The organism is Rhizobium halophilum (genome assembly GCF_021648825.1).
GTDB classification, from domain to species: domain Bacteria; phylum Pseudomonadota; class Alphaproteobacteria; order Rhizobiales; family Rhizobiaceae; genus Neorhizobium; species Neorhizobium halophilum.
Window position 1 is genome coordinate 1 of sequence record NZ_JAKJHS010000030.1, and the last position, 11,348, is coordinate 11,348.

The 11,348-nt window shown below is 54.6% G+C and carries 12 protein-coding genes and 2 pseudogenes; 10 read left to right on the top strand and 4 right to left on the bottom strand.

Annotation, left to right across the window (positions count from 1 at the left end):
- Window positions 1–458: 458 nt before the first annotated feature.
- Both LXM96_RS21970 and LXM96_RS21975 read left to right on the top strand, forming a co-directional pair.
- A pseudogene (locus LXM96_RS21970) lies at window positions 459–560 on the top strand (DUF1622 domain-containing protein); the annotation flags it as partial.
- Window positions 561–618: 58 nt separating this feature from the next.
- Window positions 619–828: a DUF1622 domain-containing protein gene (locus tag LXM96_RS21975; RefSeq protein WP_394802015.1), complete on the top strand. Its 210-nt coding sequence runs from the start codon at window positions 619–621 to the stop codon at window positions 826–828.
- Here the strand turns inward: LXM96_RS21975 and LXM96_RS21230 are convergent.
- Window positions 811–1,416, bottom strand: a complete 606-nt coding sequence (locus tag LXM96_RS21230; protein ID WP_240000550.1) for a hypothetical protein — start codon at window positions 1,414–1,416, stop codon at window positions 811–813. The genes LXM96_RS21975 and LXM96_RS21230 overlap by 18 nt on opposite strands.
- A gap of 274 nt (window positions 1,417–1,690) precedes the next feature.
- Between LXM96_RS21230 and LXM96_RS21235 the strand changes: the two genes are divergently transcribed.
- The 4 genes from LXM96_RS21235 to LXM96_RS21245 all read left to right on the top strand — a co-directional run bounded on the left by LXM96_RS21235 (window position 1,691) and on the right by LXM96_RS21245 (window position 5,097).
- Window positions 1,691–1,918 (top strand): hypothetical protein, encoded by a 228-nt coding sequence (locus LXM96_RS21235; RefSeq protein ID WP_240000551.1) that lies wholly within the window; start codon window positions 1,691–1,693, stop codon window positions 1,916–1,918.
- Between the two features lie 182 nt (window positions 1,919–2,100).
- Window positions 2,101–2,730 carry a helix-turn-helix transcriptional regulator gene (locus tag LXM96_RS21980; protein ID WP_394802016.1) on the top strand — a complete coding sequence of 210 codons (630 nt, stop codon included), beginning with the start codon at window positions 2,101–2,103 and terminating at the stop codon, window positions 2,728–2,730.
- A 1,132-nt stretch (window positions 2,731–3,862) separates the two neighbouring features.
- The gene (locus LXM96_RS21240) at window positions 3,863–4,510 is read left to right on the top strand and encodes an isochorismatase family protein (RefSeq protein WP_240000552.1); all 648 of its coding nucleotides are present in this window, start codon (window positions 3,863–3,865) and stop codon (window positions 4,508–4,510) included.
- 146 nt (window positions 4,511–4,656) lie between these two features.
- On the top strand, window positions 4,657–5,097 hold the full coding sequence (locus LXM96_RS21245; RefSeq protein ID WP_262913797.1) for a DoxX family protein: 441 nt from the start codon (window positions 4,657–4,659) through the stop codon (window positions 5,095–5,097).
- Between the two features lie 172 nt (window positions 5,098–5,269).
- On the opposite strand, the gene LXM96_RS21250 is transcribed toward LXM96_RS21245, so the two are convergent.
- Window positions 5,270–5,479, bottom strand: coding sequence for a response regulator (locus tag LXM96_RS21250; RefSeq protein WP_240000553.1), 210 nt, complete (start codon window positions 5,477–5,479; stop codon window positions 5,270–5,272).
- Window positions 5,480–5,930: 451 nt separating this feature from the next.
- Here LXM96_RS21250 and LXM96_RS21255 point away from each other — a divergent pair, with 451 nt between their 5' ends.
- Genes LXM96_RS21255 through LXM96_RS21265 form a run of 3 tightly spaced genes read left to right on the top strand, consistent with a single transcriptional unit; the run spans window position 5,931 to window position 9,767 of the window.
- On the top strand, window positions 5,931–7,556 hold the full coding sequence (locus tag LXM96_RS21255) for a PAS domain-containing protein (RefSeq protein ID WP_240000554.1): 1,626 nt from the start codon (window positions 5,931–5,933) through the stop codon (window positions 7,554–7,556).
- Window positions 7,556–9,109 carry a sensor histidine kinase gene (locus LXM96_RS21260; protein WP_240000559.1) on the top strand — a complete coding sequence of 518 codons (1,554 nt, stop codon included), beginning with the start codon at window positions 7,556–7,558 and terminating at the stop codon, window positions 9,107–9,109. The genes LXM96_RS21255 and LXM96_RS21260 overlap by 1 nt, the downstream gene beginning before the upstream one ends.
- Window positions 9,110–9,113: 4 nt before the next feature.
- The gene (locus tag LXM96_RS21265) at window positions 9,114–9,767 is read left to right on the top strand and encodes a response regulator transcription factor (protein ID WP_240000555.1); all 654 of its coding nucleotides are present in this window, start codon (window positions 9,114–9,116) and stop codon (window positions 9,765–9,767) included.
- Window positions 9,768–9,773: 6 nt separating this feature from the next.
- On the opposite strand, the gene LXM96_RS21270 is transcribed toward LXM96_RS21265, so the two are convergent.
- A complete protein-coding gene (locus LXM96_RS21270; protein ID WP_240000556.1) occupies window positions 9,774–10,130 on the bottom strand; it encodes a response regulator transcription factor in 357 nt (118 codons plus the stop codon).
- A 223-nt stretch (window positions 10,131–10,353) separates the two neighbouring features.
- A complete protein-coding gene (locus tag LXM96_RS21275) occupies window positions 10,354–10,569 on the bottom strand; it encodes a hypothetical protein (RefSeq protein ID WP_240000557.1) in 216 nt (71 codons plus the stop codon).
- 586 nt (window positions 10,570–11,155) lie between these two features.
- Here LXM96_RS21275 and LXM96_RS21280 point away from each other — a divergent pair.
- Window positions 11,156–11,311: pseudogene (locus LXM96_RS21280) on the top strand (hydrolase); the annotation flags it as partial.
- Window positions 11,312–11,348 lie beyond the last annotated feature (37 nt).

Below are 11,348 nucleotides of genomic sequence, written 5' to 3' on the forward strand. Positions count from 1 at the left end.
GGGCCCTTCAGGGGGAACGTCTCCCGGCGCACACCAACCCGAGATGGCAGTCCCGTTGCAGCCGGGGGCCGCGCGCTTGATGTTCTGGCTTCCCTGCTGAGCCGCGTGGGCAGGCGTGTTTCAATGACCAGATCATCCGCCATGTCTGGCCCAGCACTTTCGTGGACGAGACCAACCTTCGGGTCAACGACGCTTCTTAAGGCTCTGGGAGATGTTGGAAATGATCCGAAATTCAACTCCAACGTGCCAGGAGGAGGCTACGCATTCATCGGAGACTACCGCAGAGAGCCGACAGGAGAGCTCGTAGATCCGAAGCTGCTGCAGGCTCCCCGTCGATCTTTGCAGCCAAAGATTACTTATCGATCCTGTCCATGAGAAAAAGAGAGTCCCAAATGGACGTTCCAACTGAAGCAGGAAGCCTCGCCGGCCTCATCACACCGGCCCTAAGACCTCTCGCAATGGGCATCAAGTTCTTCCGGATCGGCGTGATCGTGATCGGCGTTGTGGTCGCCACTCTCGGCTATCTTCGCGACCTCGCGACCAGTTCCCGGTCCGCCGCCTACGACGGCTACCGTGCCAACCTTGGCCGCGGGATCCTACTGGGTCTGGAGATCCTGATTGGTTGCGGACATCATTGCGACCATTACATCCCCTCTAACGTGGGACAGCGTCGGTCTCCTCGGTTTGATCGTCCTGATCAGAACCTTCCTGAGCTTTTCGCTGGAAGCGGAGATAGATGGTCAGTGGCCATGGCGCCGGCACTCGAATGAACACCGGAGGTCTTCTGAAGCCGCGCCGAGGAGTGGAGTGTCAGGCCAGCCTGGCTGAGCCTTCCTCATCGAGCGAGGACAGCGGTTCTGCATTGGTTATGCGCGCCCGTTTGGAACTGCACCAGGTTGTCGGTTCGGACTTCAGGCGCTCTCTGATCCAGCCCATGTCGACTGGCGCGCCCATCATCGCGAAGGTCTCCAACTGCATCGCGCTGGTATCCTGCGGGAGCTTCGTCCACCTTCCCAGCATTCCCTCAAAGCCGGACGCCCATCTGTGCCAGTGCCGCAGTCCCCGGCGCGCGGTCGTGGACGACAGAATCTCGGTCCAGTGCCGTGCCAGGTCCAGCCGCCCCGCCCAGAAAGCAATGGGAATGCATCCGATCGCCAGACCATAGCTGGTCGTCAGGTCATGCTTCAGTTCGCGGACATGGTCCGCACACTCGGATGCGATCTGCATTGCCGTGTCCCGGTCGCCCTTCAGCCACAAAATTCTCATCAGCAGCGAAAGAACCGCGGTCTTCCCGTCGACCTGAGCATGGTTGGTGTGGTTCGTCTGCTCCGCGCTCTGGTCGCCCGAAATCACCTTGTTGAGGAGTTCCAGCGCGGCATCCTGATCTCCGAGAAAATGACGGGACAGCGCGAGCATGTGATCAGCAGTCTGTATGTGAGGGACTTCCCTAGTTCGGTAGGCCGGTTCCGCGAAACGCTCCGCGACCAGGAGGCTGGATTGGTAGTTCCCGGCGAGAATGCTCTGCGCCCACAGAAGGCTGCCACCGTCAACTCCGGTGACTTCTACGAAGGCGCCGTTCGTCCGAACTAATCACGACATCCCAGCCCGAACGATCCACCGCAGCTCATTCAAGACACCGCAGATCCGGTCGCAAACGAGGATCGCGGGTCAAACCAAAAGGAACAAGACAATGACCAAGACCCTCAACATCGCCTTCCTCGCCGTCACCCTCATCGCTGGTGCAGCTCATGCTGAAGGCGACTACTACCAGGGCGCTTCGAAGAACCGTTCTGCCCAGGTCGACATGACCACGACGGGAAGCGTTGAAGTCGCTTACGCGTTCAAGAAGACGTCACGCGACGATCGCAAGATTAATGACTCCGGCGACTACTACGACGGTGTATCCCGCGCCAACTAAAGCGGTCCCTGCCCCACCCATCTCGGCCGTCCTCGGGCGGCCGAGATGTGTTTCCAGCGCTGATGAAGCGCCGCTATCCGAAGGTATATTGCCTCAACAGACAATATCTGAAGAGACAATTGCTAGCTGGAACCATTTGGCTGATTTCTCAATCGTCAAGACTGGAGGTTCCAATGCACGGCATGCCAGACACAACAAGACCGTGGTTGCATCCCGCCTCTATCGCGGCGGACCCCGGGTCTAAAGCTCAAGGCGATGAGTTAGCTGTTAAATCCACCCCGACTCTCCAGGGTCAACATCCGGGCGGCCTCGCTCACTGGCAGTCGACCAAAGTCCTGGCTTTCATTGAAGGCAATCTTCATCGTCAGATAAAGCTAAACGAGCTTGCTAGTAAGTGTCGCCTCAGTGCGAGCCACTTTGGCCGCGGGTTCAAACGCTCCTTTGGCATGTCTCCGTCGCAGTTCATCTCAAGACAACGAATGATGCGGGCGCACATGCTCCTATCAGACAACAGGCAGCCCCTGAGCCAGATAGCCGTAGAATGTGGAATGTTCGACCAAGCGCATCTAACGCGGACTTCCCGCAGCGTGTTTGGAGCGACACCAGGTGCTGTTCGTCGCACCGTTGGGCAGTCAGCAGCTGACCAACGGTGCCCCCAAGAGAGAGTATTACGTTCACGATTTGAGATAACCGAGGCGGCAGAGTGCCGACTTTATTCGACTTGGGAATCTACCGATCTAAGCCGACAGAAGCAGGTAGACAACCGCCAACACATGAAGCGAGGTCGGCTACTCGAAGGACCCAAAAGATGATCAAGTTTCTAAATGCTACCGCTGTTGTTGCGCTGCTCCTTACGGGGACAGCCGCGCATGCAGAAGGCGAATGTTACAAGGGAATCCAGAAAGAGACAAAGAACCTTGACGGTCTCAGCACTGGTGCCATTGTCGAAATGCGGATCGACGTCCCTGTGCCCACGGCACGACCAAATATAAATCCGGCAGATTACTACGGAGGGGCTTCCCGCCCGAACTAACACTGCTGCAGTTCATTGAAGACACCGCTCATCAGGTCGCAAACAAGGTGGGCGAGTTACTGATAGATAAGTTAGAGCAGATGGGATCTGGTGCAGCATCTTCCAACACCGGAGGAGCTTCCAGATCCCCCGCTCAGGCCTAGATGACGCCGCGGAGGGGCTGACGCTCAGTCATCACCTGCGTCCGGCAGTCTGAGCCGAATTGAGCCACAATCGACGTTTTGGCCTTACTTCATCCAGAGTCCTAGCGACCAACGGAGTGCGACCCTAGCTGACGTTGGACTAGCCTTTCTTGCAATTCCTTCGATCGTCGTGCCGAGCGCTCGACTGCTTGCTCTCCCGACGACCGACTGGAGTAAGGAAGCGCATGCGGAGCTCGACGTGGACGAGATCTTCTTCGACCGCGCTGCAAGACCTTCGTGCCTTTTAAAAACGCCTCAGAAGTCTCTGGCGGCCGGCTCAGCATTGAAGAGGCAACTTCGCGGCACTGGAAGCCGGAGCAAGCAGTAACGCTTCTGCCTGCCACAAGCTCTCCACGGCCTGGTTGCCCTGCTCCGATGCTCGATCGGATTCAGGCAACCCGCTGATGGAGTAAGGCACCTAAATCCAAATCCCGCGCATCTCAAAATCGATTGCCCTCCATCAATTGAAACCAACGAAAGTATTCTTTGGACGCTTTTCCTAATCTCGGTGTCCAAAGGGACAATATCCTCTTGTACAACTATTTAATCAGCAAACCAAAATGCATACTCATCATCGTTGAAGCTCTCAGAATTTGAGGCCAAAACCACTTTTGATAGCAGCATCAGATGTGAGTACTACGATCTGACCTTGAACTAAAGCAACGACCCGCGCAGCGGGCATATGACCCCTCACGCCTGCTTGCAGGACATCAGCACTCGGAGACTATCATGACCTTCAAAAAAACTGGCCTCGACTCAATGCTCACGCCAGACAATTGCGCACTCATCCTCATTGATCACCAGCCATTTCAGGCAAATGGCCTCAAGAACACTGACGTCAACCTGATGCTCAACAACGTGGTGGCACTTGGGAAGACTGCAAAGGCTTTCAACGTCCCGACGCTACTCACCAGTGTTCTGAAAGATCGTGGCGGAGACATCTTCAAGTCCTTGACTGATGTGTTCCCTGAGCAGGTCCCAATCGACCGCACGTTCATCAACACCTGGGAGGACTCACGTTGCGTCGACTGGGCTCGCAAGACAGGCCGCAGGAAGCTCGTATTCGCTGCTCTATGGACCGAAGTCTGCCTGGCATTCCCCGTCATCCATGCCCTTGAGGACGACTATGACGTGTATTTCATAACAGACGCATCGGGCGGCACCAGCATCGAAGCTCATGAAATGGGTATTCAGCGGATGATCCAAGCAGGGGCGGTTCCTCTGACTACGATTGTTTTCTTGTCGGAGCTCCAGCGTGACTGGGCTCGTGAGGCCGACGCAGCGAAAACAGCAGACATCATACTACAGCACGGCGGTGCGACTGCGACAGGCTTGGCTTGGGAGCTTCAGCTGCTCAACGCTTCAAAAACCGCTTAACAGAAGCTGATCTCCAGGCACCGCTTGGCCCATTATGTTCGATTTAATGGAACATAATGGGCTAGATTATCCAGCTTTAACACCGAGGTGTGCTCTGCCATCTTCTACTCACTGAGGCAATCAAGCTTCTTAAGGAGAGATTGAAAATGACCATGTTGAACACTATTGAAGCCAAAGAAACTACATCACCAAGGACTGAGGTTGCCCAAGACACCTTGGCGCTATCTGCCCGGGTCCTGATGAGCCTGATCTTCATCCTTTCTGGCCTGAGCAAGATCAGCGATCCTGCAGGAACGATTGCTTATATTGAGATGGTGGGGCTGCCGCTACCTACGCTGGCTTTTGCAGGCGCAGTCGCTACCGAGGTTCTCGGCGCTATTGCCCTCTTGGTAGGCTTTAAAACGCGCCTTGTAGCAATCGGGCTTGCAGGGTTCAGCTTGGTGACTGCCTTGGTCTTCCACTCGCAGCTATCCGACCTCAATCAATTCATCCACTTTTTCAAGAACGTCGCGATGACCGGTGGCCTGCTTCAGATTGCAGCCTTTGGCGCCGGCGGCTTCAGTCTCGATACCAGGTTTCGCCGATAGCCCGATCACCCAAAGCGCAGGTGCCTCCCGTCGCCTGCGCTTTTCAAGAGCGGAGGATCGTCATCCACAACGAGAACCTTCCCACTGGTGTTCATCGTCGCGCTTTGCCTCTCAAGTGCCGACATTCGTGCTTTTTTAAGCGACACGACGAAAACGAACCATATTTAAGAGCTTACTTCTGATCGCCCTTGATCGTGAAAAGAAACTCATCCTCATCAAAGGGCTTGCTAAAATCAGCAAGGACGTCCGCAGTTTCAGCGCGCACTTTCGCCACCTGACTCGGCACCCCTGACATCAATATAACGGGGAGCTTCAGTCCAAGGCGTTTCAATTCTCTTTGCACATCAAAGCCATCGAGCAAAGGCATGCTCACGTCGAGCACGATGCATCATGCTGCTTCAAAGTCTGGATATTGAAGAGACCCCTCCGGCTTTTGGTGTGCCTGGGCCTCATAGCCAGCAGACGTTAGGGGGTTATGGACGCTCCTGAGCATGGATGCATCATCGTCAACGATTAGCACGGCTTCTTGGCGGGTTGATCCATCGAGCCTCCTTGTGGTCACATGTGATCGGTCCATGACGTCTTCCTTCATTTCTCAAGCAGGTTGCACGGCACTTCATCCACCTCACGAGCGTCTCTGATGCATCTCCGGGCTGCTGCAAGTGATCGCTGGCGCTGGAAAATGTGAAAATTGTGCTCACAGTGTCAAAAATTTACTATTGATATATTGCCCGTCGAGGCAAGCCTGATAAAGTCACGTGCGGGAGGTATAAAATCGGGAGTCTCTGCAGCCGGAAGGGCCGCGGAGCCGCGACATAATATTAGGGGACGTTATGTCGGCGAATTGGAGTTCAAGGTCGCACACCCGTCGCTGGGTTTCGGAGGTCTGCGCCGCGATCAATATTCAGATTGATCTAGAGGCCGCAAACCAGATTGCGCTCGACGCAATCCGACAGCATCCCATGGTCAGTTCAGTACGGTTTATCCCCTCAGAGAATGGCAGTGTATTCGCGGTGTCGTCCCGAATCCCTCCCTCTGCCATGGCACTTTTCATGGAAGAGCTTAAGAAGGTCGAGTTGGGGATGGCAATGTCTTCGTCTCCCCTTTGTGATCGAACCTGCCCAACGACAGCAACCTGCATCTCGATTGGTCCGCAGTCGCGTGATGGGGTCATGTACTTCGAGGCCACTGGCCTGAATGTGGATCCCATTCTAGCAAGTCTTTCCGCCGCGATCTCAGCATCTCTAGCCCTCAATCGTTCTCGCATAAGGACCCTATTGCGCTTAAAGGAGCTGCAGAAGGCCTCTAGCGACACGTTGACTGACATATCGAAGATAAAGACGGACATCTCCGTCTCGCAAGAAATCAGCAAAAGCGGAACGTTTCGCTGGGATAGCAGCGGCGAAGGCCGCGAAGAGTGGTCGGACGAGGTTTACGGCGTCTTTGGTTTCGACAAAGAGCGAGACCGTCCTTCCTTCGAGCTTCTGATGAGCCGTATACATCCTGACGACCTTCCGCAATTCCGACAACGGACTGCCGAGGCATTGAAAACCTCAGCAGTCTGCAACCTGCGCTATCGTATTGTAAGGCCCGACGGCTCGCTCAGATATATCCTTTCGGTAGCTAGGCCAGAGGGGCACGGGCTACCTTTGTGGTCCGGAATGTTCATCGACCTAACTGACCGTCACGAGATGGAGCGGGCGGTAAGCGTCGCGCATATGGAGCTTACGCGAATGTCGCGTCTCATGACGGTGGGGCAACTCGGTGCCTCCATCGCTCATGAGCTCAATCAGCCACTTACGTCCATGGTCGCCAATGCCGGAGCAACCCTAAGGTGGCTGGATAAGGAAACGATCAACGGTGAGCGCGTGAGGGAAGGTCTTACTGCAATAGCCTCAGAAGCAAAACGCGCTAGCAATGTTATTAAAGGTCTGCAGGGCTTAGCACGTAAATCAGAGCCTCGCTTCGAGCGTATGCGGCTGGATGAGGCCATTGAGGAAGTTTTGCCTCTGATCTCGAACGAGATCGCCCTACAGGGGACGCGAATGAGGAGCGAATTGTCGGCAGACGATGCTTATATCAATGCCGACCGGATCCAAATCCAACAGATTGTCCTCGCACTCATGATCAGCGCCTGGGTCGACAATTCTGCGAAGCGCGAAAAGCTGATAATGCTGGCGACGAAGAAGCAACATGATCAGGTGACGATAGTCATCGGGTACAATGGCGTAAACCTCCGGAAAGATCTCCTGGAAGCGAAACAGAATTCGACGGCAGCCGCCGATATCACAGCGCAGGGCCTGAGTATCAACTTATACAGATCGATCATTGAGGCTCACGGGGGCGTTCTGACATTAGATGTGAATGATGCGGGAACGAGCCTGAAGATTACGTTGCCAATAGAGTTCACTCCCAGTAATTCCGTTATCGAAAAGCCGGAAGTGGAACTCGTCCATTGATGATGTCAACCACTGAGCTTGACGCACCGAGTGCCGTTCTGTCGATCCCGGCCGTCAAGGCATCTGCGTTGCTGCTGGACGCGCAGTCACTCGTTAGAATCGTAGAGGTGGGACTGGCGGCCTGCAGAGAGTTGGGATGCCCTGAGGCAACGCTTATCCTCATTGGGGAAGATGGATTTCGGACAGTACACCAACTTATTGAAGGTGGGTTCGTAGCTCGCTCCCATCTTCCACCAACCCCCTCCTGTAAACCATGTGCATCAGACCAAACGTTTGAACTTATGGATGCGAGTGGTCGCCTCATCGGTCTGTTGATGGCAGACCCGACTGATGACGAAATACGCGAACAGCTTCATATCGTAGCGCTTCAGTTGGCTGCGGCAGTTGGTAAGGTTCACACCGTAGACGCCATGCGTGCGGCTCAGATCCAAGCCGACAACATGAAGAGGACCCTCACTCGTCTGAAGGAAGACATCGATATTACGCAGGAAATAAGTGGGACTGCGACACTGCGGTGGAACTACGTCACCGGGAAGGATCACTGGTCCCGCAATCTGTATTTTCTATTAGGTTACGATCCTCATTCAGACGAACCGGATTACCAGAAGTTCCTTTTGGGAGCACACCCGGAAGATAAGCCCGTATGGTTTAGGATTTCCAAGGAGGCCGTGGATAGCGCAAAGCCATTCCGGTGGGAGGGGCGCTACTACAAGCCTAATGGCGAACTACGGCACTTCCTTATCCAAGGACGACCTGACGTTGACACCTGGTATCATGGCACGCTCATGGACGTTACCGACCTAAAGCAAAACGAAGAGGATCTGAGGCGATTGCAGCTTGAAGTTGATCAAGCCGCGCGCCTCACCACCATGGGAGAGCTTGCCGCCTCCATAGCTCATGAGATTAATCAGCCGCTAACGTCAATCTCGGCAAACGCTAGCGCGAGCCAACGGTGGTTAAATCGCGAGGTTCCTAATTTCGGCCAGCTTCGGGCGAGCCTTCATGCCATAATCCAAGACAGCCAACGTGCAGGTGAGGTCATCCGGGGACTTCAAGCGCTTGACGAGTCGAGACCCTCGCAACAGCGTCCCGCAGACCTTTCGACAATTGTGCATCGCGTTGTAGATGTGATGAAACCGAATGCTGTCTTGCACAACATCGTTCTACGAAGCGAGATCGAGGCTGGGCCATTTGTGGTGAAATGCGAACAGACCCAGATCGAACAGCTGTTTCACAATCTAATCATGAATGCTCTTGAAGCTGTCGAAGTTATCGAAGGACGGCCGCGGATGGTTCTGGTTCAAGGACGGGCTGAGGCCGGAACGTTGAAGTTCACGGTAGAAGATACAGGAACAGGAATCGAGAGTGAGACGGCGGCCAAACTTTTCGACCCGTTTTACACAACCAAGGCAACGGGCATGGGCATGGGGCTCGCAATCTGCAGGTCCATCGTAGAAGCACACGACGGAACTATCAAAGCTCATTCAAGAACCCCCTATGGGACCATCTTCGAAGTGGAGCTTCCTGCCACAAGCATCCGAAATGACGGCTAAGCGAATGGACAACAAGATGGAACAAGCAGAATCCGACGCGTCCCCAATAGTGTATATTGTCGATGATGAACCCTCGGTACGGGATAGCCTTGAGAGATTGCTTGCCTCTGAGGGTCTCCGCAGCCAAAGTTTTGCAACTGCACGTGAGTTTCTCGACCATCAACCGGGCTTGGTAGCAAGTTGTCTGCTATTAGACGTGAACCTGCCTGACACGGATGGTCTTGATGTTCAGCAGGAGCTGGGGACGCGCGGCGAGGAGCTACCGATCATCTTCATGACGGGCCACGCTACTATCCCGATGACAGTGAAAGCTATGCGGGCGGGAGCAGTCGAGTTTCTGGCAAAACCTTTTGAAGATGAGGCCCTGCTACAGGCCGTCAAGGATGCGCTCGAAAAGGACCATGCTGCCGCAGAAGGAAGAGCACTATCGGCCGATCTCCGCCGACGGTACGAGCTACTAACCGCACGGGAACGCGAGGTGCTTCAACTAGCGATCGGTGGACTCATGAACAAGCAGATCGCCGGTGAACTAGGCACCACTGAAGTTACGGCAAAAGTGCACAAACGCCGTGTGATGGAGAAGATGGGAGCACGTTCGATAGCAGATTTGGTCGGAATGGCCGCGTGCCTCGACATTAAGGCCAGCAAAATGCGCTAGGGACTATCAGTGCTTAGACGCGACCGCTCCCAGCAATCCTAGAAGCTCATCTTCGTCGAACGGCTTGCATACGAATGAGAACGCGCCGCCTGCCATTGCTCGTTCGCGTGTGGCTTCGTCACAGTAAGCAGTTAGGAAGATGATTGGCGTATAGACATCTTGGGACCGGAGTTGGTCCTGCATGTCGATGCCGGTCATTCCGTCCATTCTGACATCCGCTATGATGCAAGAGTATTCCTCAGCATTCTCCGCGCTCAGATACGCTTCAGCCGACTCGAAAGTCTCAACTTCATAATCAACTGAAAGAAGGAGATTTTTGAGAGCGTCTCTCACAAAGGGATCGTCGTCTACGACTGCTAACATCTGTCTTTCACCCCGGGGCTACCTTGTTGCACGGCATAAGATGATTTACCCCGCCCGTGGACACTCAGATCATGGCAGAGACGCCGTCAGGTGGCACTCACAGAGACGATGATAGCAGGCCGGGATTGCGGGTCTAGTATACATTAGGTCAATACGAGCGATGCGGATTAGGGTTGATCATGTGACTTGGACGCAGGAAGCTCCTGCTAAACCATCACATTCTTTAGAAGTCGGAAATTTTCATGACCAAAGGACCCTCGATCGCGATCGGGATCGGTTTGACATCTCCGACTTTCCGCGCACGGAACGCTTGGTTGACGCTTCCAATTTTTATGGAAGCTACAAGGCTGTGAGGGTTTTCACCCGAGAACACCGGGTCAGCATTAGCTGCTCCTATCGATAGTGATGTGGCGATCAGAGCCAAAGCAACGGTTTTCATGGTCTCAGTCCTTTATGTATTGTGCGCTTTACGCTTGAATCACGAGTACCGCAGCCTAGGAAGGTTAGTGGATGTTCGGCTAAGCGAGGTTTAGAGTTGTGGAGACAGCCCGCCTTTGGCTCCAGATCGCGGATCCGCTGTGTATTGAAAAGCTTGGATCAGTTCTAATTCTAGGACGGGGCGTGATAGCTGTGGCGGCGTTTTCGCCCCTCTTGTCAGGAACAAGACGGTCACGTCAGCGGATGCTACCGCGCTCAACAAGCCATCCGCTACCGCTGTATTTTTGAGGTCAACATCGATGAACACCAATTCGGCCTCACCCACCATATTCCGGACCTCATGCGAAGTTCGGGCGACACCCATGCAATGGTGGCCGAGACCTTCGCTGATGGCCTTGAGCTCCCGGGTCAAACCCGCCTGATCATCAGTAACGACAAGGAATCTGAACCAGGGATGAGCGTTTTGAATTTGACCGTCCCACCGCCTCCTTACGATGGATGGGACAGACGGATGGGTGGCTCCTAACATCACGACTTACCATGGTTTGCGCGAAGCTACGTCAAACGAGCGGCGTCAGGATCAAGACGTGAAGCCGCCCCTCCCGGCAAACAGCCAGCTCATCTTCATCGATCAGCAGCCTCAGATGGCCTTCGGCGTCCAGTCGATCGACCGCCAGACGCTCAAGAACAACGTCGTCGGCCTTGCCAAGGCGGCGAAGATCTTTGACATCCCGACGACGATCTTGGTGTGCGCCGGGAGACGTTCCCCCTGAAGGGCCT